Raw genomic sequence first — 26,245 nt, 5'->3', positions numbered from 1 at the left:
AGCTTCTGGCTTCTGGCTTCTGGCTTCTGGCTTCTGGCTTCTGGCTTCTGGCTTCCAGCTTCCAGCTTCCAGCTTCCAACTGATGCTCCGCGGACGACCGTGGTGCAGACCCAATCCCGGCGGGACGGCCCGCCACCCATGAGGCCGACCTCATGTTCGAGAAATTGCTGATCGCCAACCGCGGCGCCATCGCCTGCCGCATCCTCCGCACCCTGCGCCAGCTCGACGTGCGCGGCGTCGCCGTGTACGCCGAGGCGGATGTCGCCAGCCTGCACGTCCAGCAGGCCGACGAGGCCCACAGCCTGGGCGACGGCCCGGCCGCCAGCACCTACCTGGTGGTGGAGAAGATCCTCGCCGTGGCCCGTGAGAGCGGCGCCCAGGCGATCCACCCGGGCTATGGCTTCCTCTCCGAGAACGCCGCCTTCGCCGAAGCCTGCGAGGCGGCCGGCATCGCCTTCGTCGGGCCGACGCCGGCGCAGCTGCGCGTGTTCGGCCTCAAGCACACCGCCCGTGCCCTGGCCAAGGCCGAGGGCGTGCCCATGCTCGAAGGCACCGAACTGCTGGAAAGCCTCGACGCGGCGCTGGTGGCCGGCGAGCAGGTGGGCTACCCGGTGATGCTGAAAAGCACCGCCGGCGGTGGCGGCATCGGCATGCGCGTATGCCGTTCGGCCAGCGAGTTGAGCGAAGCCTTCGAGGCGGTGAAGCGCCTGGGGCAGAACAACTTCAGCGACGCCGGGGTGTTCATCGAGAAGTACATCCAGCGCGCCCGCCACCTGGAAGTGCAGGTGTTCGGCGACGGCCGGGGCGAGGTGATCGCCCTCGGCGTGCGCGACTGCTCGGTGCAGCGGCGCAACCAGAAGGTGCTGGAGGAAACCCCCGCGCCCAACCTGCCCGCCGGCATGGCCGAGGACCTCTGCGCCGCCGCCATCCAGCTGGCCAAGGCGGTCGACTACCGCAGCGCCGGCACCGTGGAGTTCGTCTACGACAGCGAGGCCGAGCGCTTCTACTTCCTCGAAGTGAACACCCGCCTGCAGGTGGAGCACGGCGTCACCGAACAGGTCTGGGGCGTCGACCTGGTGCGCTGGATGGTCGAACTGGCCGCCGGCACCCTGCCCCCGCTCGCCGAGCTGGCGAAAGAGCTACGCCCCAGCGGCCACGCCATCCAGGCGCGCCTCTACGCCGAGGACCCGGGCCGCGACTTCCAGCCCAGCCCCGGGCTGCTCACCGCCGTGCGCTTCCCCGAGGCGGACGGCCGCGCCCTGCGCATCGACACCTGGGTGGAAGCCGGCTGCGAGATCCCGCCCTACTTCGACCCGATGATCGCCAAGCTGATCACCTGGGCACCGACCCGTGACGAGGCCAGCGCCACCCTCGACTGTGCCCTGGCCGACACGCTGCTCTACGGCGTGGAAAGCAACCGCGACTACCTGCGGCAGATCCTGGTCGACGCGCCTTTCGCCAGCGGCCAGCCCTGGACCCGCTGCCTGGAACACCTCGCCTACCGCGCCCACACCTTCGAAGTGCTCGGCGCCGGCACCCAAACCACGGTGCAGGACTACCCCGGCCGCCTCGGCTACTGGGCCGTGGGCGTGCCGCCATCCGGCCCCATGGACAGCCGCGCCCTGCGCCTGGGCAACCGCCTGCTGGGCAACGCGGAAGGCGCCGCCGCGCTGGAAATCACCATGAGCGGCCCCAGCCTGCGCTTCAACACCGACGCGGTGGTGGCCGTCACCGGCGCGTCGATCCCGCTCACCCTCGACGGTCAGCCGCAGCCTCTGAACACCGCGCTGCGGGTGCCAGCCGGTTCTATCTTGGCCCTCGGCACCATCGCCGGCGCCGGTGCGCGCAGCTACCTGTGCCTGCGCGGCGGCCTGCAGCTGCCGGACTACCTGGGCAGCAAGAGCACCTTCACCCTTGGCCAGTTCGGCGGCCATGGCGGCCGCGCCCTGCGCGCCGGCGACGTGCTGCACCTGCCGCCCCTGGCCGACCATGCAGCCGGCGCCAGCCTGCCCGAGGCCCTGTACCCACCGCTGCCCGAGGTGCGCCGCCTGCGCGTGATCTACGGCCCCCACGGCGCGCCGGAATACTTCACCCCGGCCTCGATCGAAACCTTCTTCGCCACCGCCTGGGAAGTGCACTTCAACTCCAGCCGCACCGGCGTGCGCCTGATCGGCCCGAAGCCGGAATGGGTACGCGAAAGCGGCGGCGAAGCCGGCCTGCACCCCTCCAATATCCACGACAACCCCTACGCCATCGGCGCGGTGGACTTCACCGGCGACATGCCGGTGATCCTCGGCCCGGACGGCCCCAGCCTGGGCGGCTTCGTCTGCCCGGTGACGGTGATCGAGGCCGACCTCTGGCAGCTCGGCCAGCTCAAGGCCGGCGACAAGGTGCGCTTCGAGCCGGTGGATGTCGCCACGGCGCGGGAGCTGGCCAAGGCAGGTGACCGCGAATGCACCACCCTCCGTGGGAGCGAATTCATTCGCGATGCGGGTAGCAGCCAAATCGCGGGTGAATCCGCTCCTACAAGTACGGCCAAGCTGTCGAGCCCCATCGTCCTCGACCTCGGCCAGGACGCCACACGCCTGGTCGCGCGCCTCTCCGGCGACACCCACCTGCTGTTGGAGATCGGCGCGGCGGAGCTGGACCTGGTGCTGCGCTTCCGGGGCCACGCGCTGATGCAGGCGCTGGAGGCCGAGGCGCTGCAAGGCGTCATCGACCTCACCCCCGGCATCCGCTCGCTGCAGGTGCACTACCAGCCGGAGACCCTGCCCCTGGAACGCCTGCTGCAAGTGGTCGCGGGGCTCTGGGACGGCGTCTGCGCCGCTGGCGACCTCACCGTGCCGTCGCGCATCGTCCACCTGCCGCTGTCCTGGGACGACCCGGCCTGCCAGCTGGCCATCGAGAAGTACATGACCACGGTGCGCAAGGACGCACCCTGGTGCCCGAGCAACCTGGAGTTCATCCGCCGCATCAACGACCTGCCCAACCTCGACGAAGTGCAGCGCACCGTGTTCGACGCCCGCTACCTGGTGATGGGCCTGGGCGACGTCTACCTCGGCGCACCGGTGGCCACGCCGCTGGACCCGCGCCACCGGCTGGTGACCACCAAGTACAACCCGGCGCGCACCTGGACGGCGGAGAACTCGGTGGGCATCGGCGGCGCCTACATGTGCGTGTATGGCATGGAAGGCCCCGGCGGCTACCAGTTCGTCGGCCGCACCCTGCAGATGTGGAACCGCTACCGCGAGGTGGCCGCCTTCGACGGCAAGCCCTGGCTGCTGCGCTTCTTCGACCAGATCCGCTTCTACCCGGTGAGCGCCGAGGAGCTGCTGCGCATCCGCCGCGATTTCCCCCTGGGCCGCTTCCCGCTACGCATCGAGCACAGCGAGCTGCGCCTGGCGGACTACCAGGCCTTCCTCGCCGCCGAGGCCGAGGGCATCGCCGCCTTCCGTGCCCAGCAGCAGGCGGCGTTCAACGCCGAGCGGGAACGCTGGATCGCCTCCGGCCAGGCGCATTTCGACAGCGAGGACCCGGCGCCGGAGCTGGGCGAGGACGCCCCGCTGGGCGCCGGCCAGCACGCCATCGAAAGCCATATCGCCGGCAACCTCTGGCAGGTGCAGGTGGAAGCCGGCGCCAGCGTGAAGGCCGGCGACGTGCTGGTGATCCTGGAGTCGATGAAGATGGAAATCCCCCTCACCGCCCCGCGCGATGGCGTCGTCCGCGAAGTCCGCGTGCAACCCGGTTCCCCGGTGCGCGCCGGCCAGCGGGTGGTGGTGATGGAAGAGGCGTAGGGGCCACACACGGCACGCCCCTCTCCATATTGTGGGAGCGAATTCATTCGCGATGGATCATCCGGCCGCTCGCAGCAAGGTGCCGGCGGCGGGTCTTTCGCGACTGAAGCCGCTCCTACAAGGCTGTGCCCGTTGCCATAAAGCGATCCATGTCGCGCGCCCGCACGCTGCGCATTGCCCATCCACCGCGACGGTTTTAGAGTGCGAGGCGGCAACGCACGCAAAAGGACCCGCCATGCAGCCGCAGAACCGCGATCAGGCGCAGCAACGCGCTGACGACATCCAGGCCTTCCAGCGTGAAGCGGAACGCCTGCGCCAGGAGCAGGCGCTGCCCCTGGACGACGCGCAGATGGCGCGCCTGGGCGAGCACCATCGCCGGGTGCTGGCCGACTTCCACGGCCGCTTCGATATCGACCCCGACAAGCAGGCCCGCCGCCTGTCCCTGAGCATGCGCATCGCCTCGCTGCTGGGTGCCCTGGCCCTGGGCGCCAGCCTGCTGTTCTTCTTCTACCAGTTCTGGGGCCTGCTGCCGGAGAGCGCGCAGGTGGTGATCCTGGTCGCTGCCCCGCTGATCGGCCTGGTGCTGACCTGGCAGGTGCGCCGTCGCGACCCGTCCGGCTACTTCAGCAAGCTGGCGGCGATGCTCACCTTCGTCGCCTTCGTGCTCAACCTGGTGATGCTCGGGCAGGTGTTCAACATCACGCCCTCCGACCGCGCCTTCCTGGCCTGGGGCGCCTTCGCCCTGCTGCTGGCCTACGGCTGCGATGCGCGCCTGCTGCTGGTGGCCGGGCTGATCTGCCTGATGGGCTTCATCTCCGCGCGGGTCGGCAGCTGGGGCGGCTGCTACTGGCTGCAGGTGGGTGAGCGCCCGGAAAACTTCCTCCCCGCCGCGCTGGCGGTGTTCCTGATCCCGCAGTTCGTCTCCCAGGCCGGCTACGCCGGTTTCGCCGCCACCTACCGCCTGGTGGGGCTGATCACCCTGTTCCTCACCCTGCTGGTCCTCGCCAACTGGGGCAGCGCCAGCTACCTGCCCGGCAGCCACGACCTGATCGAGGGCGGCTACCAGCTGGCCGGCTTCGTGCTCGCGGCCCTGGGCATCTGGCTGGGCACCCGCCGCGACTGGCCCGAAGTGGTCAACGGCGCCCTGACCTTCTTCATCATTTTCCTCTACACCAAGCTCTTCGACTGGTGGTGGGAGCTGATGCCCAAGTACCTGTTCTTCCTGCTGCTCGGCCTGATCGCCGTGCTCATCCTGCTGGTCCTGGGCCGCCTGCGCCGCAGCTGGCTGAAAGAGGAGGAACGCCCATGAGCGCCTTCGACCGCACCTACGCCCTGCCCGCCGCCCTGGCCCTGGTGCTGGCCACCAATGCCGTGGTGCTCGGCGGCGCCTGGTACAACCGCTCGGGCGAGCCCGAAAGCAGCCTGCGCCTGACCCAGCGGGAAGTGCACCGCGACTACAACGGTTTCGGCTGGGGCAACGACGAGAACAGCGGCCTGGCGCTGGACCTTGACTGGCGCGTGCTGCCCCTCGACGAGGAGACCGGGCGCTACCGCGGCGACTGGCTGGAGGCCGACCGCCTCGTCGAGCTCGGCTTCCCGCCCTACGCGGCGGGCGAGGAAATCGACCTGAACACCCGCGAAGCCTTCCTGGTCCTGGAGTTGGACGGCCCCGCCCACCAGCAGGCCCTGCGACGCGCCGAGGAGCAGCTGCGCGAGGCCGGCGAGGCCCTGGCCCGCGACCCCGGCGACGAGGAACGCCAGGAACGCGAAGCGGACGCCCGCCAGGCCCTGGAAGAAGAGCGCGAGACCGCCAGCCGGCTGTTCGTGGTGGACGTCGGCCTCGATGCCGAGGCGCTGCGCGCGCGCCACCCCGATCGCCAGCGCTATGCCGTGGTGCGTGGCGAGATCTACGCCTGGCTGCGTACCGACGGCAGCAAAACGCGCATGGTGGGCCAGGTCTCGCGGCTCGCAGTGCCGGCCGTGCAGGTGCCCCTGCGCTGGCGCGAGGCGCTGGAGAGCCAGGTGCGCGACAGCGCCTACCTGCCGTCCAAGGGGCCGCTGGAACTGCAGCTGAACTTCGGCAAGCGCCTGGAGCCGTGGATCAGCGAGGTGGTCGTACCCGCAGGATGAAAGACGGGGCACGCCGCCCGTGACGCGGCCCCGACGAGTGGATAGCATAGTGCCATTCGATCAGGGACCCCCTCGCCCGATGCCTTCCAGCCCCCGTTCCAGAAAGAGCCAGCACCTGCTGGTGGTGCTGCTCGTGCTGCTGCTCGCCAGCGGCTTCCTCGTCACCTCGCTGGTGAGCTACTACGCCTCCCTGGAGTCGATCCGCGACAGCATCGTCAACACCGAGCTGCCGCTGACCTCGGACAACGTCTACTCGGAGATCCAGAAGGACCTGGTACGGCCGATCCTCATCTCTTCGATGATGAGCCGCGACACCTTCCTGCGCGACTGGGCCATGCAGGGCGAGCAGGACCCGGGGCAGATGACCCGCTACCTGCGCGAGGTGCAGGAACACTACGGGGCCTTCACCAGCTTCTACATCTCCGAGCGCACCCAGACCTACTACCAGGCCAAGGGCGTGCTGAAGAAGGTGCGCGAGGACGAGCCACGCGACGTCTGGTACTACCGCGTGCGTGACATGAAGGAGCCCTACGAGATCAATGTCGACGTCGACATGGCCAACCAGGATCGCCTGACCATCTTCATCAACTACAAGGTGCTGGACTACGACGGTCGCTTCATCGGCGCCACCGGCGTAGGCCTGACGGTGGATGCGGTGGTCAAGCTGATCGATGCCTACCAGGAACGCTACGAGCGCTCCATCTACTTCGTCGACACCAGCGGCAAGCTGGTGCTGACCAGTGCCCAGGGCGGGCCGATGGGCGCGCAGGTCGGGCAGAACCTGGCGGATATCGATGGCATGCGCGACCTGGTGGCCAAGTTGCCGCGCCCCCAGGGCGGCGACTTCACCTGGAGCGAAAAGGGCGACAGCCACTACCTGAACGTGCGCTTCATTCCCGAACTGGACTGGTACCTGTTCGTCGACAAGGCCGAGGAAGGCGCCCTGTCGCACATCCGCAACACGCTCTACCTCAACCTGCTCATCTGCCTGGCGGTCACCACTGTGGTGCTGATCCTGCTCAACCTGCTGGTGCGCCGCTACCAGCTGCGCATCGCCGCGCTGGCCACCACCGACGTGCTCACCGGCCTGCCCAACCGCCGGGGCTTCGACATCCTCGCCGGCCAGGCACTGCAGGAGGCACGCCGCGAGCAGCGCCCGCTCACCGCCCTGCTGCTGGACCTCGACCACTTCAAACTGCTCAACGACAGCCACGGCCACCTGGCCGGCGACCAGGTGCTGCAGGGTTTCGCGCAGAACCTGAAAAGCGGCCTGCGCCAGTCGGACATCATCTGCCGCTGGGGTGGCGAGGAATTCATCCTGCTGCTCAAGGACACCGGCACCGCCACGGCCTTCGAACTGGCGGAGAAGCTCCGCGAGCAGGTGCAAGCGCAGCGCTACCGCTTCGAGGGCAAGGAATTTCAGGTGACGGTGAGCATCGGCCTGGCCGAGATGCACCCGGACGACAGCCTGCACAGCCTGATCGGCCACGCCGACCGCGCGCTCTATCGAGCCAAGCAGGCAGGACGCAACCGCGTGTGCAGCGAACCGGGCGGCGGGGAGTGACGGAAGGCGGAACGGCTGGCGACGGTGAGCGCGCAGCGGCTCAGGCCATCACATCAATGGTATTGCCGAGATTCGGCGGGTTGCTGGAGACCGGCGAAGGCACCGCCTCCAGCAGCGCCAGGGCGCTTTGCGACTGAATGTCCATCGACTGCTTGAGCACGGCGATCTGCACCTTCATGGCGAGCTGGGCGGCGCTGGCGTCGGAGATGGAAGCGGCGGATACGTCCACGCTTTTCGAGTCCCGGGGCGGTGTGTTCGGAGTGGATTCTGAGGCCCATGGCCGCCCCTGAAAAGCACCGTCAGTCGCCTGGAACCCGCGCCGTTGCGCTTGCGGCAGCCTTCCCAAAGCACAGAACCGTAGGATGGGTAGAGCGAAGCGAAACCCATGCGGATCGGCACGGCCCATGATGGGTTTCGCGGGGCTCTACCCATCCTACGTGCTGTGGGATTCGCGAAATTCTCGCGCACCGTGCCTTCGCGGTTGAAAGCGCTCCCACAAAGGGCTCGCGGGTTTCACCCGGCCTACGGGTCCAGCCTCGACCGGAGGATGGGTAGAGCCTGGCGAAACCCATGCGGAGGCCAACGTGGGAGCCGTGCCGCCCGATCAGAAATCCCGCTTGTAGAACAAGTCCAGGGAGCTGGCGAGGCCGCTGGCGGCTTCGATGTACAGGCGCTTGGTGAGTTCGTAGCGCAACGCGACGACGCTGGTGGGTTCGAGCACGCCGAGGCCGTAGCGGATGCTGAGGCGGTCGGTGAGCACGCCGGTGGCGCCGTCGTCGCCGATCTGGAAGTCCTTGAGGCCGAGCTTCTGCGCCAGCTCCGAGGTCAGCGGCGCACTGCCGGACAGGCCCAGCGCCAGTGCCGCCTGGCCCAGTGCGTTGCCGTCGCTGCCGCGCTCCAGCGGACGGCCCAGCACCAGGTAGGACAGTGCCTGCTCCTGGCTCATGGCCGGGGTGGAGAAGACCTGGGTGGTGGGCTCGTCGGCGCGGCCGTTGAGGCGGATGCCGGCGGTGACGTCACCGATCTTGCGCACCGCCTCGACGTCCAGGTAGGGCTGGTCCAGCGGCCCGGCGAACAGCAGGCGCGCCCGGCGCAGGTCGAGGCGCTGGCCGTAGGCGCGGTAGCGGCCGTTCTTCAGGTTGAGCTCGCCGCGCCCGGCCAGGTTGTCGCCCACCTTGAGGTGGCCGACGAGGTCGGCGGTGAGGCCGAAGCCGCTGAAGGACAGGCGCTCCTGGCCCACCTCGACGTCGACGTCCATGGCCAGTTGCAGCGGTGCCTGCTCGTCCTCCTGCTCACCCACCAGGTGCGCGTCCGGCGAGACCTTGACCGCCTGGGGCGGCAGCTCGCGGATCTTGATCTGCCCCCGGGGCACCCGCACCTTGCCGGTCAGTGCCAGGCGCTGGTCGGCCAGGCGCACCCGCAGGTCGGGGTCCACGTCCAGGTTGGCGTAGGGCTCGACCACCACCGGCAATGAACTGCCGCGGAGCGCCAGGTCCATGTCCAGGCCCTGGCTCCAGGCCAGGGTGCCGGAGAGGGTGCCGTTGCCTTTCTCGCCGCTGCGCCAGGCGCCGCTCAGTTCCAGGCTCTCGCCGGCGATGCGGGCATCCAGGTTCAGGTCTTCGATGCGGGTGGGCAGGTCGCCGCCGGCCAGCTTGCCGCCGTGCAGGCGCACCTGGCCCAGCACGTTGGGCGCCAGCAGGGTGCCGCCGAGGGTGCCGGCACCGTCCAGCTGGCCTTCCAGTTCCTCGACACCGGCGACGAAGGGGCGCAGCACGGCGAGGTCCAGCCCTTCAAGGCGGAAGTCACCGGACAGCGGCTTGCGCAGCGGACGCGGGTCGAGCCGGGCGTCGACCTGCAGGCGGCCGAGGCGCTCGCCCTGGAACAGCAGGCGACTGTCGATGCTCTGCGGGCGCAGGGTGCTTTCCAGGCGCATGGCCTGGTAGGGGAAGTCGACCCATTTGCCGTCCTTGCCCTCCTCGCGCAGGCGCAGCACGCCGTTGCTGGCGTCCAGCTGCACGCGGCCGCTGGGGCCACGCGCGGGCAATTCGAGCTGCACATCGCCGTCGAGCGTGCCGTGCCAGGCGAAGTCGTCCGGCAGCCATTCGGCCAGGCTGTCGAGGGGGAAGTCGCGCAGGCGGTAGTCGAGCTTGGGCTCGGGGAGCAGGCGCTGGTCGCCGCCACAGAGGCTGGCGGGGCCGGAGCGCCAGCAATGGGCGCCCAGTTCCAGGTGACCGTCGGCCAGGCGTTGCAGCTTCGCGGGTTGCTCCAGGCGCCAGTCCTGGCCGCCGCTTTGCAACTCGCCCCGGCTCAGGCGGCCGCGCCAGTCGCCTTTGTCCAGCACACCGTCGAGGGCCAGTTGCAGGTCGAGCAAGGGGCCTTGCAGGCGTGTTTCCAGCTGCTGCCGCTGTTTGTCGCCCGAGGCCTTGAGGCTGAGGTCGCCCAGGGCCTTGTCGCCGGCCTGGAGCTGGCTGGCGTCCAGCTGCAGGGTGGCGTTCTGCCGTTCATCCAGCCGCGCCTGCAGGGTCAGCTGGCGCAGGCGCTGGTCGCCCATGCCCAGGCGATCGCCCTTGAGGTCCAGCTGCCCCTGGGGTGCGTCGGCGCTGCCGGCCACCACCAGCTTGCCGGTGAGCCCGCCGAACAGGCCGGGCCAGAGCTGGCCCAGGCGACCCAGGGCAATGTCCAGCTGGCCGTCCAGGCGCTGGCCGAGGCGGCCCTTGCCATCGATACGGTTGTCGCCCAGGCGGACCTGCAGCTGGCCCAGGTCCCAGCGCTGGCCGGCGCCCTCGGCCACGGCCTTGAGCAGCGCCGGCTGGCCGCGCAGCTGGCCCTTGAGATCGAGGTCGGCCTTGAGTTCGAGCTGCTGGCGGAAGCGGCCCTTGCTCGCCAGGGTGCCGGCCAGGCGGCCCGGCAATTCGGCCAGCCAGTAGGCCGGGTCGAGGTCGCTCAGGGTCAGTTCGCTGTCCCAGTCGACGCCGTCAGCGAAGCCCAGCAGCAGGCGGCCCCGGGCCTTGCCCTGCCCGGCCTTCAGTTGCAGGTCGGGCAGCTCGACGCGGGCCAGGTCACCCTGCAGCGGGCTGGCCAGGCTGAAGTCGCCTTCCGGCCCTTTGAGCGCGGCGTCGAAGCGGCCCTGGTAGCGGCCCTCGCTGAAATGCACCTCGCCGTCCAGGCGTTGCAGGGCCACGGGGGGCTCCTGCTCCTGGGGGTAGAGGCGCTGCCAGGGAAAATCGCGCCAGGCCAGCTGGGCGTCGATGGCCAGGGCCTGCTGCCAGTCGATGCGCCCCTGCAGCTGCACGCTCTGTTCGGCGGCGGCGCTGAGCAGCAGGCGCTGGATCTCGGCCCCGGCGGCGGTGACCTTGCCGGCCAGGTCGAGAGCGACATCACCGCCCTGCCCCGGCAGGTTGGCGCGGCCCTGCACCGTGTAGCCCTGTTGCAGGTCGCCCTTGGCGTCCAGCTCCACGCGTTGCAGGGTGAGGGTGTCCGGCAGCCCGGCCTGGGCCTTGAAGGCGGCAGCGCGGATGCGCGCGCTGGCGGGAAGGTGCGGCGCCAGGGGCTGCAGCTGGCCGTCGAGGGTGGCGGCCAGGTAGCCGCTGCTGGTCGCCTGGGCCGTGAGGGTGCCTTGCAGGTCGCCTTTCGCCTCCAGGGCCAGGGACCAGCTCTGGCCGTCGACGGCGGGCAATTGCAGGCTGCCGCTGGCCTCGAGCGGCCAGCCGTCGCGGGGTTGCAGCGTGCCCTGGAGTGCCAGGGCGAGATCACCCAGGCGCAGGCCGGCTTCCTCTATATGCAGGCCGTCGCCCAGCCATTGGGCACGCAGGTGCAGGCTGCTGAGCTCGCTGCCGTCCAGTTCGAAGCGCTGCACACGCACCTCGCCCAGGCGGATCGCCAGGGGCAGGTCCAGGGCAGGCAGTTGCAGCGGCTCGTCGGAAGGCTCGCCGCCCGGGGCCAGGTTCAGGGCCACGTCGTCGGCCGCAAGCGTGTCGATGCACAGGGTCAGCTGGAGCAGGCACCCAGGCGACCACTCCAGTACCGGGGCCGTGATCGACAGCCTGTCGCCGTCCTGCTGCCAGGCCAGGTGCTCGGCGCTCCAGCGCCCACCAAGCGTGCCCTTGAAGCCCTCCACCGTGAGACCGGGCACCCGCGCCAGCAGCCAGCGGCCTCCGGCTTCGCTGAACAGCAGCGCAGCGACGCCCGCCAGCGACAGGGCGAGAGCGCCGACTACCGCGAGCAGGCCGAGCCTGAGCCCGCGCCTCACAGTTCGGGCCCCATGGAGAAGTGGATGCGGAAGCCGCCGGGGTCATCCAGCGCCTTGGCCAGGTCGAGGCGGATCGGCCCCACCGGCGATACCCAGCGCACACCGATGCCGGCACCGGTCTTCATCGCCGCGTTGAGCGAGTCCATGGCGTTGCCGCGGTCGACGAAGGCGGCGATGCGCCAGCGCTCGGCCACCGGGTACTGGTATTCGGCGCTGCCCACCACCAGGTAGCGACCGCCGACCTTGTTGCCCTGGCGGTCCTCGGGGGACAGGGTCTGGTAGTCGTAGCCGCGCACGCTCTGGTCGCCGCCGGCGAAGAAACGCAGCGAGGGCGGGATGGCGCCGAAGTCGGTGGTGGCGATGCCGCCGAGCTGCACCCGCGCCAGCACCCGGTGCCCGCCAGGCAGGGTGTAGAGCCCCTTGGCCAGGGCGCTGGCGTAGGTCATGTCGGCATCGGAAAGGATGCCTTCCTTGGCGGCGCGCAGGTCCGCCTGCAGGTGGTAGCCCTGGCTGGGGTCGAGGCGGTTGTCGCTGCGGGTGACGCTGTAGCCGATGCCGGGGATGAGGAAGCTGCTGCGACCGTCCGGGCTGCCGTCGCCGAAGTCGTAGCTTTCCTGCTCCCAGCGCAGGGAGACGACGCGCTGCCAGTCGTCCGGCAGTTTCGATTGCCACTGGGTGCCGAGGGTGAAGCGGCGGCTCTCGACGTCCACCAGTTCCTCGCGCTGGAAGCCGCTGGTGAAACGCAGGCTGTCGGTCAGCGGCGGGTCGAGGGGGATTTCGTACCAGGCACCGACGTTCTGCCGCGCCGCGGACACTTCGGTCTCGGCGCCCAGGCGATGGCCCTGGGGGTTGACCCAGTGGCGCGTCCAGTTGGCCCGCGCACGTGGCCCGACGTCGGTGGAGAAACCGACCCCGAGCCCCATGGTGCGCGGCTTGACCGCACCGAGCTGGACCTTGACCGGTATCCGCCGGCCCTCCCCCGGGTCGGGCAGCGCATCCACCCGCACCTCGTCGAAATAGCCGCTGGCCTGCAGGTTCTGGCTGAGCTTGGCCACCAGGTCGGCGTCATAGGGGGTGTTGGGAGGGAAGGGAACGAGTCGCGCCAGCAGCGCGTCGTCGAAGGGCGTATCGCCCTGGAAGCTGACCCGGCCCAGGTCGTAGCGCGGGCCACTGGCGTACACCAGCTCGATGTCGGCGACGCCGGCACGGGGATCGATATCGAGGCGCTGGGACGTGAACCTGCCATCGAAGAAGCCGTAGCGCAGGGCCTGGTTCTGGATGAGTTTCTTGGCGTCCTCGTAGGCGCCGTGGTTGAGCGGCTGGCCAGGCTTCAGCGCCTTGCTCTCGGGTACACGGAAGGCCTTGAGGGCGCGGGCCTCGCCGTCGACGCGCACGTTCACGTTGCGCAGGCGCACCGGCTCGCCGGGCACGACGACCAGCTGCAGCCTGGGGTCGTCGCCCGGGAGTACGCGGCTGTCGATGTCCGCCTGGTAGTAACCGAGAGCCTGCACGGCCTGCCGCGCCTGCTCCTCGGCGGCACGGCGATAACGACGCAGGGCGATTTCGTCACGGTCACCGAGGCTGCCGATGAAGGCCTCGATATTGGCCTTCACCGCAGCATTGGCGGGGGTCACCTTGACGTCCAGCGAGGCCTTGGCCAGCGCGGTCGAACAGAGGCACGACAATCCGAGCGCGAGCAGCCCACGCAATCCTTGGAACACATTCATGCGCGGGATGCTAGCACGGCTTGCCGGAAGTCTTCCTAGGCGTTCGCCTGCAGCGCCGGCGTCGGGTTGGGATGGAAGAACACGTGCTCCCGCACCGGCCCGAGGGCCACTTCGCCGATCTCCTCGTAGCCCTGGCGCTTGTAGAAATCCAGGTAGCGCGCGTTGCCGGTATCGAGCACCACGCCCTGGGAGCCGGCGTCCTCGGCGCACCAGTCATGCAACGCCTGCAGCAGCTTCTCGCCCAGGTGCTTGCCCTGGAACTGCGGGTGGATGCCCAGCAGCGGCAGCACGTGGTAGGGCCCGGGCGGCAGGCAGGCGAGCACGGCGTCGTGGTACTCCAGGTAGCGCTTGGTGCAGCGGAAACCGGTGGTCATCAGCATGCGCAGCCGCCAGCCCCAGCTTTCGGTGATGTCCAGCCGGCGCTGCGGCGGCGCGATCAGGGCGATACCCACCAGGCGATCCTCGATCAGCAGGCCGATGGCCGGCAGGTCCTCGAGGAAATGCTGCTGCACCAGCTCGCGCACCGTGGCACGCACGCGCTGGTCATAGCCGGCGCGCTCGGCCTCGAAGAGGTAGGCGAAGGTGGGTTCGTGGCGGTAGGCGTGGTAGAGCAGCGAGCGGGCCTCGCGGGCATAGCCGCCGTCGAGCATGCGGACTTCAACCGGCGCGGTGGGTACGTATCCGGGCATTCACGGTGACCTCGTTTGTTATGTGGTTATCAGGCCCACAGGCAAGGTAGCACCGCCCCCAGGGCCTCGCCACACGGGTGGCAGGGCGTGCCGACGATGGGCTAGGATCGGCGTTTTTCCAGGGTGGCTCAGTCATGAAGATCGTTTCCTTCAATATCAACGGCCTGCGTGCCCGTCCTCACCAGCTCGAAGCGCTGATCGCCAAGCACCAGCCGGACGTGATCGGCCTGCAGGAAACCAAGGTCGCCGACGACCAGTTCCCCGAGGCGGACATCCGCAAGCTCGGCTACCACGTGCACTACCACGGCCAGAAGGGCCACTACGGCGTCGCCCTGCTCTCGCGCCAGGAGCCGCTGGCCCTGCACAAGGGCTTCCCCAACGATGGCGAGGATTCCCAGCGCCGCTTCATCTACGGCACCTTCGCCGATGCCCAGGGCAACCCGGTGACGGTGATGAACGGCTACTTCCCCCAGGGCGAGAGCCGCGACCATCCGATCAAGTTCCCCGCCAAGCAGCGCTTCTACGCCGACCTGCAGGAACTGCTGCAGGGCCGCTTCCAGCCGGACCAGCCGCTGGTGGTGATGGGCGACATCAATATCTCGCCGGAAGACTGCGACATCGGCATCGGTGAGGAGAACCGCAAGCGCTGGCTGAAGACCGGCAAGTGCAGCTTCCTCCCCGAGGAGCGCGAATGGCTGGCGACCCTCAAGAACTGGGGCCTGGTGGACAGCTTCCGCCACCTCCACCCCGAGGTGAACGACCGCTTCAGCTGGTTCGACTACCGCAGCCGCGGCTTCGAGGACGACCCCAAGCGCGGCCTGCGCATCGACGTGATCCTGGCCACCAGCCCGCTGCAGGCACGCATCCGGGACGCCGGCATCGACTACGAGCTGCGCGGCATGGAGAAACCCTCCGACCACGCACCGATCTGGCTGGAGCTGAGCTGACCCCGCCCGGGTTCCGGCAGGCACAAAAAAGCCCATCTCACGATGGGCTTTTTCATTTGCGCCGCACTCAGACCCGTTCGATCTTCGGCGTGGTGCCGAGGGTCATGATGTTCTCGATGGCCGCTTCCAGGGTCGGCTCGGAATCATAGAGGTGGCTTTCGAGGATCACCTCGCGCCCGGCCTTGAGGCGGAAATAGTTCTTGCCGCCGGTGGCCATGCGGCGCTCGTAGCGGTCTTCGTTGGCGCAATGGTTGCGGAACAGCGCGATGGCGTTCTCGGCGCTGTCCCGGCAGGGGTAGCGGCCGCTCTGCAGCACGACCTGCGCCTCCCGGGTCTTCAGGCGGAAGCGATACTCACCATTGCCATACTTCTTCAGCTCGAACCAACTAGCCATTTCCAACTCCTTAGCTACGCGTGGATGCACCCCAAAAACGAGGCCTGGTGCCTGGCACGGGCGAGCGAGGGACGCTTGAGCTTCCTTGCCTGCCGCCCGGCCAGACAAAGTTGCGAACCATACCGATGTCACCGCGAGCGGTATGCCGGCCGAGCGGGGCACCCGGCGTAGGCCCTGGTCCATGCAGGGGCCGGAAAGAGCCCAGGGCAGAGCGCCCTGTCATATCTTCGTCACCTCGCTGACTTAATCTCGCGGCATTTCCCAGCCACCCCTAGCGATAAGGCCCGCCGCACGATGCGCGACCTCTGTGAACGTGATATCTGGAGCCGGACCCTCAGCCTGCTGCTGCTCGGTTTCGTCTGCTACGCCCTGCCCTGGTCGGTGTTCGCCGCCCTGCCCCTGCCCGCCGACAAGAGCCCGGTGCTGCGCATCCAGGGCTCCAACACCATCGGCGCCAAGCTCGGCCCGGCCCTGGTGCGCGGCCTCATGGAGGAGGAAGGCCTGGGCGGCATCCGCCAGGAGCCCGGCACCCAGGAGAACGAAGTGCAACTGGTGGGCAGCGCGCCCAACGGCCGGGAAGTGCGGATCACCGTGGCCGCCCACGGCTCGGGCACCGGCTTCGTCGCCATCAAGGACGGCAGTGCCGATCTCGCCGCGTCCTCGCGCCCGATCAAGGATGCCGAGGCCGGCGATCTCTCGGTATTCGGCGACCTGAAGAGCCGCTACGGCGAGCATGTGATCGCCATCGACGGGCTGGCCATCGTCGTCAACCCGGGCAACACCCTGACCAGCCTGAGCACCGAGGAGCTGGCACGCGTCTTCGCCGGCGAGGTGAAGACCTGGGAAGAGATCGGCGGCAAGGGCGGTGCCATCCACCTGTACGCCCGCGACGACAAGTCCGGCACCTTCGACACCTTCAAGGAACTGGTGCTGGCCGCCCACGGCAAGAGCCTCGCCGCCAGTGCCAAGCGCTTCGAATCCAACGACAAGCTCTCCGAAGCCGTCAGCGCCGATGCCGCCGGCATCGGCTTCGTCGGCCTCGCCTCGGTGGGCAAGTCCCGCGCCGCCGCCATCGCCGATGGCGAGTCCCAGGCCATGGCGCCGTCGGTGACGCAGATCGCCACCGAGGACTACCCGCTCTCGCGCCGCCTGTTCTTCTATATGAAGCCCGGCGAGAAGAACCCCTGGGCCCAGGCCCTGGTGCGCTTCGCCCAGGGCCCGCGCGGCCAGGCGATCGTCGCCCAGACCGGCTTCGTCGCGCAGACGGTGCAGGCGGTCAAGGTCGCCGCCCAGCCCGACATGCCCAGGGCCTACCAGCAGCTGGCCCGCGATGCCCAGCGCCTGTCGGTGAACTTCCGCTTCCAGGAGGGCAGCGCCAACCTCGACAACAAGGCCCTGCGCGATGTCGAGCGCGTGCTGGACTACCTCAAGGAGAACGGCAAGCTGAGCAACCAGGTGACCCTGGTGGGCTTCGGCGACCCCAAGGCCGACCCGGGCCGCGCCGCCCTCCTCTCCAAGCTGCGCGCCATGGCCGTGCGCCGCGAGCTGGCCAAGGCCGGCGTGTCCTTCCGCGAGATCACCGGCCTGGGCGATGAGCTGCCGGTGGCGGCCAACAGCGAGGAAGGCCGCATCAAGAATCGCCGGGTGGAAGTCTGGGTCTACTGATCGATCCGACCTCCCGCGTCATCGTCGCCCCTGCCCGGTTCGCTCCGTACAGGGGCGATTCTTTCTGGGGATTGCCGGCTGCTTCGCGAGCAGAGCTCGCTCCTACAAGGCGCGCAGCCCGACACCGAGCATGACCGTTGCGTAGGGTGGAGGTCGCTCTTTACCTCCACCAGGCGGAGCCGATTTTGGAGAAAGCCGGAGCGGTGGGCTGAAGCGGAACGCCGCCCGGCCCACTACGGTGATGAAGTCGCCCCGTCGGAGCCAGCACCGAATTCCCTTCGCACTCCCCGCCCCTTGCGCAGTCGAAAACCTTGACCGCGCGCAATGAAATGAAACCTTGCCGGTTTTCCGGATTCCATCGCTGCGCTAGCCTTCCCTCATGTGACGCCGGGCCCCTCTGACGGTTTGCACCCGCCATGTCGGAGTCACTGTTGAGCATTCAACACGACAAGCAAGGAGGGGCTCATGTCAGCTCTGCACACGTTCCTGTTCGCCGATTTCCTCGGCACCGCCACCTGGCTGTGGCTGGTGTTCATGGCCATCGTCCTCGGCCTGCTGGTGTTCGACCTCGGCGTCCTGCACCGCGACCAGCATGAAATCGAGATGCGCGAGAGCCTGCTGCTCTACAGCGGCTACTTCTGCGTGGGCGTCGCCTTCGGCGGCTGGGTCTGGTACGAGCTGGGCGCCCAGGCGGCGCTGGAGTTCTACACCGGCTTCCTGGTGGAGCAATCGCTGTCGATGGACAACGTGTTCGTCATGGCGATGATCTTCGGCTTCTTCGCCATCCCCCGCCGCTACCAGCACCGCGTGCTGTTCTGGGGCATCCTCGGGGTGATCGTGCTGCGCGCGCTGATGATCGGCCTGGGCACCGCGCTGGTGAAGGAGTTCGACTGGATCCTCTACATCTTCGGCGCCTTCCTGCTGTTCACCGGGGTGAAGATGCTGTTCGCCCGCGAAGAGGCCGAGCGCGACCTGTCGCAGAACCGCGTGCTGCAGTTCGTGCGCCGGCACATGCGGGTCACCGACGAGATACATGGCGCGCACTTCTTCGTGCGCCTGAAGGACGCCTCCGGCCGCACCCTGCTCTGGGCCACCCCGCTGTTCCTCGCCCTGGTGCTGATCGAACTGGCTGACCTGGTGTTCGCCGTCGACAGCGTGCCGGCGATCTTCTCCATCACCCAGGACCCCTTCATCGTCTACACCTCCAACATCTTCGCCATCCTCGGCCTGCGCTCGCTGTACTTCGCCCTGGCCGCGCTGATGCACCGCTTCGTCTACCTCAAGTACGCCCTCGCCCTGGTGCTGATCTTCATCGGCGGCAAGATCTTCCTGCACGGCTTCATCGGCAAGATTCCCGCGCTGCTCTCTCTTGGCGTAACCTTTGGCCTGCTTGCCGGTGGCGTGCTGCTGTCCCTGTTCAAGACGCGCAACCGCCCGCAGGCCTCTTCAGCCGGAGACTGAGAATCGATGCGAAACGTGCAGATCGTAGTGCTCGAACAACGGGGTCGAGTGATCTGGCAGGTAAAGATGGGACAACGCGGGGTGAGCTTCCACGAAGAGCTCGCCGCGCGTACCTTCGCCGCCCAGCTGCACATGCGCCTGGAGTGGCTGCGACAGCAGCGCGACGCCGCCAACGCCGTTTCCCAGGAGCCCTCCCACCCCCACCAGGATTGACTCCAGGGCGCGCTTGACCCTCACGCGACGTCAGGCCCGAGGATGCCGCCAGGCACGCGAGGAGAGACAAGGACATGCCTTTGAAAGTCGGTGAACTGGCCAAGCGCTGCGGGCTGACCGTGCGCACCCTGCACCATTACGACCAGATCGGCCTGCTCCGCCCTTCCGCGCGCTCGGGTTCCGGTTACCGCCTCTACGGCCGCGCGGATATCGCCCGCCTCCACCAGATCCAGGTCCTGCGCAAGCTGGGCCTGTCCCTGGGCGAGATCGGCACGTGGCTGGACGAGGCGCCGGCGTCGCTGTCCCCGCTCATCGAGCAGCAGATCCGCCAGCTCGACCGGGAGATCGCCCACCGCCAGCGCCTGCGCGAACGCCTGGCCACCCTCGGTGGCCAGTTGCAGAGCGGCCAGGAACCGGAGCTCTCCGAATGGCTCGGCACTCTGGAGTTGATGAACATGTACGACAGCTATTTTTCCCACGGGGAACTGAAGGAACTGCGCCTGTACGCGGACGAAGCGCGGCGGCGTGAATGGGCCGCGCTCGTGGCCCGGGTCCAGGCGCTGATCGCCAAGGGCGTGCCACCCCAGGCCGAGGAGGCGCAGGCGCTTTCGCGTACCTGGATGACCATGCTGGAAGCGGATACCGGCGCCAACCCGGTGCTGTTCGCCAAGCTCAACGCCATGCACGAGGCGGAGCCGGCGCTGCGCGAGGAAACCGGCATCACCCCACAGACCATGGCCTATGTGGTCCAGGCCTTCAGCGAGACCAAGCTGGCCATCTACCAGCGCTACCTCACGCCCGAGGAGTTCGCCTTCCTCAAGGCCAACTACGGCACGCGCATGCACGAGTGGCCGCCGCTGATCGCCGAGGTGCATCGGCAGATGGAGTCCGGCGCCCCGGCCTCGTCCCCCGCCACCCTGGCCCTTGCCCGGCGCTGGCTGGAGCTGTTCCGCTCCTATGCGGGGGATGACCCGGCCACCCAGCAGAAGATCCGCCAGGCGCTGGTGAGCGAGCAGGAACTGCGCCACGGCTCCTGGGCCAGCGACGCGCTGCTGCATTACCTGCGCCAGGCCATGGGGCACCTGATGGCCGCCCGCGCCTGAGGCCTTCCGCCGCCTGAAACGAAAGAGGCCCGCACGGTTTCCCGTGCGGGCCTCTTCGTTACTGCGCGGGCGATCAGTGGCCGCTGCGCAGCATTTCCTTCGGTACGTACTTGCCGATCTCGAACTTGCCGATGGCCGCGCGGTGCACTTCGTCCGGGCCGTCGGCCAGGCGCAGGGTGCGCTGCATGGCGTACATGTAGGCCAGCGGGAAGTCGTTGGAGACACCGGCGCCGCCGTGGATCTGGATGGCGCGGTCGATCACCCGCAGGGCGACGTTGGGCGCCACGACCTTGATCTGGGCGATCTCGCTCTTGGCCACCTTGTTGCCCACGGTGTCCATCATGTAGGCCGCCTTCAGGGTCAGCAGGCGGGCCATGTCGATCTCCATCCGCGAGTCGGCGATCTTGTCGATGTTGCCACCCAGGCGGGCCAGCGGCTTGCCGAAGGCGGTGCGGCTGACGGCGCGCTTGCACATCAGCTCCAGCGCGCGCTCGGCCATGCCGATGGAGCGCATGCAGTGGTGGATGCGGCCTGGGCCGAGGCGACCCTGGGCGATCTCGAAGCCACGGCCCTCACCCAGCAGCACGTTCTCGTAGGGCACGCGCACGTCTTCGAACAGCACCTCGGCGTGGCCGTGCGGGGCGTCGTCGTAGCCGAACACCGGCAGCGGACGGAGGATCTTCACCCCGGGGGTGTCCACCGGCACGAGGATCATCGAGTGCTGCTGGTGGCGCGGCGCGTCCGGGTTGGACAGGCCCATGAACACGAGGATCTTGCAGCGCGGGTCGCAGGCGCCGGAGGTCCACCACTTGCGGCCGTTGATCACCCACTCGTCACCCTGGCGCACGGCGCGGGCTTCCATGTTGGTGGCATCGGAGGAGGCCACGCCCGGCTCGGTCATGGCGAAGGCGGAGCGGATCTCGCCGCGCAGCAGCGGCTCCAGCCATTGCTTCTTCTGCTCTTCGTTGGCGTAGCGCACCAGCACTTCCATGTTGCCGGTATCCGGCGCGGAGCAGTTGAACGGCTCCGGGCCCAGCAGCGAGCGGCCCATGATCTCGGCCAGCGGTGCGTATTCCATGTTGGTCAGGCCGGCGCCGAGTTCGGACTCGGGCAGGAACAGGTTCCACAGGCCTTCGGCGCGGGCCTTGGCCTTGAGCTCTTCCATGATCGCGGTGGGCTGCCAGCGATCACCCTCTGCGACCTGTTGCTCGAATACCGGCTCGGCCGGATAGACGTAGGTGTCCATGAACGCGGTGACGCGTTCACGCAGTTCCTGAACCTTGGGGGAGTAGGCGAAATCCATGCGGAGCTACCTTCTGACGGATGTTTTCTGGGTACGGGTGAGGTGTGGAAATGATGCTAGAACAGCGATTAAGATTTATCTAACCTATTTTCGCCGTGTATAAACATTCATCACCGATATATGATCCGCCGATAAAAACAGCCTACGGAGTGCGCTCGAAAATGAATCTGAACAAGGTCGATCTCAACCTCTTCATCGTCTTCGACGCCATCTACACCGAGGCCAACCTGACCCGCGCCGGGCAGATCGTGGGCATCACCCAGCCCGCCGTTTCCAACGCCCTCGCCCGCCTGCGCGAGACCTTCAACGACCCGCTCTTCGTGCGCACCGCCCAGGGCATGGTGCCCACGCCCATGGCGCAGAACATCATCGGCCCGGTGCGCAACGCCCTGCAGCAACTGCGCATCTCGGTCCAGGAAAGCCGCACCTTCAACCCGGGCCAGGCCAACAAGACCTACCGCATCAGCATGACCGACCTCACCGAGACGGTGATCCTGCCGCCGCTGTTCCAGCGCCTGCGTCGTCTCGCCCCCAACGTGCAGATCGAGAGCTTCCTGGCCAAGCGCCGCGAGACCACCAAGGAGTTGGCCGCCGGGCGTCTGGACTTCGCCGTCGACGCCCCGCTGAACACCGACCCGCAGGTGCGCCACGTCAAGCTGATGGAAGACCGCTACGTCTGCGCCATGCGCCGTGGCCACCCGCTGGCGAAGGAAAAGATCAGCCTCGACGAATACCTGTCGCTGACCCACATCCATATCTCCAGCCGCCGCAGCGGCCTCGGCTACATCGACCTGTCCCTCGGCAAGATGGGCATCCAGCGCAAGATCGCCCTGCGCTCCCAGCACTACCTGATGGCCTCCACCGTGATGCAGAACACCGACATGGCGATGACCGTGCCCGAGCGCTTCGCCCGTCGCCACGAACTGCACTACGTCGAGCTGCCGGTGAACGACGTGCCCTCCCTGGAAACCCACCTCTATTGGCACGAGAGCACCGACCAAGACCCGGCCAACCGCTGGATGCGCGAGCAGATGATCGAGATCTGCCAGCAGGTCACCGCCCAGGAACAGCGCGCCGAAAAAGCCGAGAAGGCCTGACCCGCCACGCAAGGACGCCCCCATGCCGACTCATCGATCCGCCTGGGCGCTGTCCCTGGCGCTCGCCCCGCTGGCCCAGGCCGAAACGCTGCAGGTCGAGCCGCTGGTGATCACCGGCAGCCGCTACCCGGCCAGCGGCTTCGACCTGCCCTTCTCCGTCGATCGCATCGAGCGCGAGCAGGCCAGCCTCGGGCAACCCGGGGTCAACCTCTCCGAAGCGCTCAACGCGGTGCCCGGCCTGGTGGTGCAGAACCGCCAGAACCAGGCCCAGGACCTGCAGGTTTCCTCGCGCGGCTTCGGTGCCCGCTCGGCCTTCGGCATCCGCGGCATCAAGCTGATCGCCGACGGCATCCCCGCCTCCAACCCGGACGGCCAGGGCCAGGCCGCCACCTTCGACCTCGACACCCTCGACCACATCGAAGTGCTGCGCGGCCCCTTCGCCAGCATCTATGGCAGCAACGCCGGCGGGGTGATCCAGGTGTTCTCCCGCGACGGCCAGGGCGCGCCCAAGGTCTCCAGCGAAACCTCCCAGGGTGCCTGGGGCACCTCCCGCACCCGCCTCACCGCCGAGGGCGGCAACGACCAGGGCGGCTTCCTGGTCAACCAGTCCCATTACGAGAGCGACGGCTACCGCAAGCACAGCGCCGCCACCCTGGACAAGAGCTTCGCCAAGCTCACCCTCTACCCGGACGGCGAAAGCAAGCTGGCGCTGACCTTCAGCCAGCTGAACCAGAACGGCACCCAGGACCCGCTCGGCCTGACCTGGGCCGGCTACCAGGCCGACCCGCGCGGCGTCGCCGATGCGGCGCTGAACTACGACACGCGCAAGACCATCGACCACCGCCAGGCCGGCCTCAACTACGAGCGCGCCTTCGCCGCCGGCACCTGGCAGGCCACCCTCTATGGCGGCACGCGGCGGGTGATCCAGTACCAGGCGATCCCCTCGTCCGCCCAGGCCAGCCCGCGCAGCGCAGGCGGCGTGATCGATTTCGAGCGCAGCTTCCACGGCGCCAGCACCCGCTGGCTGCAGGACTTCGACCCGGGCCTGGGCAACCTCACCCTCACCACCGGGGTGGACTACGACCAGTCCAGCGACGACCGCCAGGGCTACGAGAACTTCGTCGGCACCCAGCTGGGCGTGCACGGCAACCTGCGCCGGGACGAGCGCGACGAAGTCAGCAGCATCGCCCCCTACCTGCAGCTGGGCTGGCGCCTGGGGGATTTCAACCTGCAGGGCGGCCTGCGCTACAACGAAGTGGCCTTCGACGTGGACGACCACTACATCCGCCCTGGCAACGGCGACGACAGCGGCTCGGTCACCTACCGCGACCTGACCCCGACCCTGGGCGCCAGCTACGCGCTGACGCCCGAGCTGAACCTCTACGCCAGCTGGGGCAAGGGTTTCGAGACGCCGACGCTCAACGAGCTGTCCTACTCAGGGCCCGGCGACAGCTTCGGTTTCGACCTGGGTGCGGCCACCAGCCGGCAATACGAAGTGGGCCTCAAGAGCCTGGTAGGCGAGGCCACCCGCCTCAACCTGGCGCTGTTCCGCATCGACACCGAGGACGAGCTGGTGGTGGATGCCGCCAGCGGTGGCCGCACCCGCTACCAGAACGCCGCGCGCACCCGGCGCCAGGGCCTGGAGCTGTCCGTGGACAGCGCGCTCGGCGAAACCCTGCACACCCGCCTGGCCTACACCCGCCTCAGCGCCACCTACGACCAGGGCTTCACCAGCGGCGGCCGCGACATCCCCGCCGGCCGCCACCTGCCCGGCGTGCCCGCCACCAGCCTCTGGGGCGAACTGGAATGGCGCCCGCGCGAGGGCATCAGCACCGCGCTGGAGGGTCTCTACCGCAGCAAGCTCTATGTGGAAGACAGCAACAGCGCCCGCCCGGCGCCCGGCTACGCCCTGCTCAACTGGCGCGCCCGCTTCGAGCAGAAACTCGAGCGCCTGACCTTCAGCCAGACCCTGCGCCTGGACAACCTGCTGGACCGCCGCTACATCGGCTCGGTCATCGTCGGCGACGGCAACCAGCGCTACTACGAGCCCGGCCCGGGGCGGGCCTGGTATGTCGCAGCGGGTGTGGAATACGCGTTCGATTGAAGGGTCCGCGAACCCGTCGGGTTGCATCCGACCTACGGCCCAAGAAAATCCCACCCGTAGGAGCGAGCTCTGCTCGCGCCCCCCGTGCCCCGTAGCCCGGGCTTCAGCCCGGGGCGCTCCCCCTCGGCTACGGCTCAGGGCATGAGCGCGTGCTGGTCCCGGCTCCGCCTGGTGGAGGTAAAAAGCGACCTCCACCCTACGCCCGTTGATAGTCGGTGCCACGGCAAGGGCGGGCGAATGAATTGGTGCTGTCTGCATTAGCTGTTGTGGTTTTAATGCAAGCGCTCAAGCACGGTGCTTTCCGGGCGCCCGAGGGTTTGTGCCACCTCCACCGCATGGGTTTCGCTTCGCTCGCGGAACGCCGCCCGACCCATCCTACGAAAGCCTGTTGTGAGGGGGTTAGGGATATGGCACAGGGTGAGGGGTGCCGGAAGAAGCCGGGGAATGCCGGAAGAGCCCGGACGGCGCGGGCTCAGGTAGGAGGTACGGTGCCAAACCGCCGCGAGATAGAAACAGGGCGATTTAACTAGCCCTGTTCATCTCGCGCAAACCGTTTGGCACAACCTGCCGTCAGACCATCCAGCCGCCGGCCCAGACTACGCGCCCGATGATCTGCAACTCGCCCAGGCGCTCCTTGGGCACCACGATTTCCCGATACTCCCGGTTATGGCTGATGATGCGGACTGAGCCGTCGAAGTCCCGCTGTAGGCGCTTGGCGTACAGGTGGTCATCCAGCATCACAACGTAGACACCCTCACCCTCCAGGGCGTTGCGGCACAGATCGATCATGACCGTGTCCCCATCCTCCAGGAGGCCGGTCATTGAGTCCCCATCCACACGCAGACACGCCAGATCAGAGGGCGCTAGCCCCTTCTTCCGTAGGCTGTAATGCGTAAACGACAGGTTGACCAGCACCTGGCTGCGCTCGTTCCAGGCACCGTGCCCCGCACTGCAACGGGCGTCATATAGCGGCACGTATGCATAAAGGTCGTTACCGCTCTGCGCCGGCTGCTGTGCCTTTGGCTTCGGCTCGCCTTCGCCTGTTGCAAGCCAACCGATATCGACCCCCACTGCTTTAGCAATATCCACGCACCTAGAGACCTTCGGCTCGCTCTGCCCCGTCAGGTAGTACTCCAGGGTCCTCCTTGGAATAGACGAAAGTCGCGCCAACTCATCGCCACTTCCGGCCATGTCTGCGCATAGGCGTATCCGAGCAGCAATACCTTCGCTCATTTCGCTTTACCTCGCAGGCCAAACGAAACGCAGCCGGGAGACAAAGCGAAATTTCGCTTTGTAAGCAAAGCTATATAGATCAATGGGTTAGCTATTTTCAGCATTCGCAAGGCCACTTATGGAAAGCGAAAAGCCATTTTTCGCTTTACCTCATAGTTGATAGTGGCTATGTTTATCCGTAACAGGCTGTTAGACGGCCTAAAAAAACCACCCGCCAAGATGGTTGTTACTGATGAACATCGCCGACATGCCACTCGACACAGCCAAGCGCTGGGAGTGGATCAAGTACCAGTTACGCGTCCATGACTGTCCGCCCGCAGAGCTAGCACGCCAACTCGACGTGACCGACCGGGCCGTCCGTGCAGTTAAGCATTCGCCGTACCCACGCATAGAGCGCGCCATCGCTGCAAAGCTCGGCGTGAAGCCGATAGAGCTTTGGCCCGAGCGTTGGAACGCAGATGGCACCCCTAGCCGGAAACGACCAAACCGCGCGGAGAGTTTCCCGCGAAGTGGCGTCAAGGATAGCCGTTACTCTCCTGTTTCGCACCGTACAGCGGTCGGGAGAGCCTAAA

19 protein-coding genes are annotated in these 26,245 nt (G+C 67.9%); 12 read left to right on the top strand and 7 right to left on the bottom strand.

The genetic code is table 11. The annotated features are described in order from the left end of the window. Positions 1–152: 152 nt before the first annotated feature. The 4 genes from uca to DMX10_RS11800 all read left to right on the top strand — a co-directional run bounded on the left by uca (position 153) and on the right by DMX10_RS11800 (position 7,488). Complete coding sequence (gene uca / locus DMX10_RS11815; RefSeq protein ID WP_111261242.1) at positions 153–3,794, top strand: urea carboxylase; 3,642 nt, start codon at positions 153–155, stop codon at positions 3,792–3,794. A gap of 235 nt (positions 3,795–4,029) precedes the next feature. Beyond that, positions 4,030–5,103: a DUF2157 domain-containing protein gene (locus DMX10_RS11810; protein WP_111261241.1), complete on the top strand. Its 1,074-nt coding sequence runs from the start codon at positions 4,030–4,032 to the stop codon at positions 5,101–5,103. Further along, positions 5,100–5,924, top strand: a complete 825-nt coding sequence (locus DMX10_RS11805) for a DUF4824 family protein (RefSeq protein ID WP_111261240.1) — start codon at positions 5,100–5,102, stop codon at positions 5,922–5,924. Before DMX10_RS11810 ends, DMX10_RS11805 begins: the two co-directional genes overlap by 4 nt. A 79-nt stretch (positions 5,925–6,003) precedes the next feature. Beyond that, on the top strand, positions 6,004–7,488 hold the full coding sequence (locus DMX10_RS11800; protein ID WP_111261239.1) for a sensor domain-containing diguanylate cyclase: 1,485 nt from the start codon (positions 6,004–6,006) through the stop codon (positions 7,486–7,488). A gap of 40 nt (positions 7,489–7,528) precedes the next feature. Here the strand turns inward: DMX10_RS11800 and DMX10_RS11795 are convergent, their stop codons facing one another. From DMX10_RS11795 to DMX10_RS11780, 4 genes are all read right to left on the bottom strand, one after another. Then, positions 7,529–7,717 carry a YjfB family protein gene (locus tag DMX10_RS11795; protein WP_111261238.1) on the bottom strand — a complete coding sequence of 63 codons (189 nt, stop codon included), beginning with the start codon at positions 7,715–7,717 and terminating at the stop codon, positions 7,529–7,531. Between the two features lie 375 nt (positions 7,718–8,092). Beyond that, the gene (locus tag DMX10_RS11790; protein ID WP_111261237.1) at positions 8,093–11,737 is read right to left on the bottom strand and encodes a translocation/assembly module TamB domain-containing protein; all 3,645 of its coding nucleotides are present in this window, start codon (positions 11,735–11,737) and stop codon (positions 8,093–8,095) included. Then, entirely contained in the window at positions 11,734–13,464 is a 1,731-nt protein-coding gene (locus DMX10_RS11785) for an autotransporter assembly complex family protein (protein WP_111261236.1), read from the bottom strand. The genes DMX10_RS11790 and DMX10_RS11785 overlap by 4 nt, the downstream gene beginning before the upstream one ends. 35 nt (positions 13,465–13,499) lie before the next feature. Then, positions 13,500–14,153, bottom strand: coding sequence for an N-acetyltransferase (locus DMX10_RS11780; protein ID WP_111261235.1), 654 nt, complete (start codon positions 14,151–14,153; stop codon positions 13,500–13,502). Positions 14,154–14,287: 134 nt separating this feature from the next. On the opposite strand from DMX10_RS11780, the gene xthA reads away from it, so the two are divergent. After that, on the top strand, positions 14,288–15,100 hold the full coding sequence (gene xthA, locus DMX10_RS11775) for an exodeoxyribonuclease III (RefSeq protein WP_111261234.1): 813 nt from the start codon (positions 14,288–14,290) through the stop codon (positions 15,098–15,100). Positions 15,101–15,167: 67 nt separating this feature from the next. Here the strand turns inward: xthA and DMX10_RS11770 are convergent, their stop codons facing one another. Beyond that, positions 15,168–15,494, bottom strand: coding sequence for a YegP family protein (locus DMX10_RS11770; RefSeq protein WP_111261233.1), 327 nt, complete (start codon positions 15,492–15,494; stop codon positions 15,168–15,170). A gap of 294 nt (positions 15,495–15,788) precedes the next feature. On the opposite strand from DMX10_RS11770, the gene DMX10_RS11765 reads away from it, so the two are divergent. The 4 genes from DMX10_RS11765 to DMX10_RS11750 all read left to right on the top strand — a co-directional run bounded on the left by DMX10_RS11765 (position 15,789) and on the right by DMX10_RS11750 (position 19,936). Further along, positions 15,789–17,159 carry a substrate-binding domain-containing protein gene (locus DMX10_RS11765; protein WP_111261232.1) on the top strand — a complete coding sequence of 457 codons (1,371 nt, stop codon included), beginning with the start codon at positions 15,789–15,791 and terminating at the stop codon, positions 17,157–17,159. Between the two features lie 465 nt (positions 17,160–17,624). Then, entirely contained in the window at positions 17,625–18,620 is a 996-nt protein-coding gene (locus DMX10_RS11760) for a TerC family protein (RefSeq protein ID WP_111261231.1), read from the top strand. Positions 18,621–18,701: 81 nt separating this feature from the next. After that, positions 18,702–18,833 carry a hypothetical protein gene (locus tag DMX10_RS33585; protein ID WP_276575295.1) on the top strand — a complete coding sequence of 44 codons (132 nt, stop codon included), beginning with the start codon at positions 18,702–18,704 and terminating at the stop codon, positions 18,831–18,833. A 74-nt stretch (positions 18,834–18,907) separates the two neighbouring features. Beyond that, positions 18,908–19,936 (top strand): MerR family transcriptional regulator, encoded by a 1,029-nt coding sequence (locus DMX10_RS11750; protein ID WP_111261229.1) that lies wholly within the window; start codon positions 18,908–18,910, stop codon positions 19,934–19,936. A gap of 73 nt (positions 19,937–20,009) precedes the next feature. On the opposite strand, the gene DMX10_RS11745 is transcribed toward DMX10_RS11750, so the two are convergent. Beyond that, a complete protein-coding gene (locus tag DMX10_RS11745; protein WP_111261228.1) occupies positions 20,010–21,239 on the bottom strand; it encodes an acyl-CoA dehydrogenase in 1,230 nt (409 codons plus the stop codon). 161 nt (positions 21,240–21,400) lie between these two features. On the opposite strand from DMX10_RS11745, the gene DMX10_RS11740 reads away from it, so the two are divergent. Both DMX10_RS11740 and DMX10_RS11735 read left to right on the top strand, forming a co-directional pair. After that, positions 21,401–22,336 carry a LysR family transcriptional regulator gene (locus DMX10_RS11740; protein WP_111261227.1) on the top strand — a complete coding sequence of 312 codons (936 nt, stop codon included), beginning with the start codon at positions 21,401–21,403 and terminating at the stop codon, positions 22,334–22,336. Between the two features lie 22 nt (positions 22,337–22,358). Beyond that, entirely contained in the window at positions 22,359–24,440 is a 2,082-nt protein-coding gene (locus DMX10_RS11735) for a TonB-dependent receptor (RefSeq protein WP_111261226.1), read from the top strand. Between the two features lie 570 nt (positions 24,441–25,010). Here the strand turns inward: DMX10_RS11735 and DMX10_RS11730 are convergent. Continuing rightward, positions 25,011–25,673: a helix-turn-helix transcriptional regulator gene (locus tag DMX10_RS11730; protein ID WP_111261225.1), complete on the bottom strand. Its 663-nt coding sequence runs from the start codon at positions 25,671–25,673 to the stop codon at positions 25,011–25,013. A gap of 232 nt (positions 25,674–25,905) precedes the next feature. Between DMX10_RS11730 and DMX10_RS11725 the strand changes: the two genes are divergently transcribed. Continuing rightward, entirely contained in the window at positions 25,906–26,244 is a 339-nt protein-coding gene (locus tag DMX10_RS11725) for a helix-turn-helix domain-containing protein (protein WP_111261224.1), read from the top strand. Position 26,245 lies beyond the last annotated feature (1 nt).

The organism is Pseudomonas sp. 57B-090624 (genome assembly GCF_003234055.1).
GTDB classification, from domain to species: domain Bacteria; phylum Pseudomonadota; class Gammaproteobacteria; order Pseudomonadales; family Pseudomonadaceae; genus Metapseudomonas; species Metapseudomonas tohonis.
This window is presented reverse-complemented; position numbering and strand designations above follow the sequence as displayed.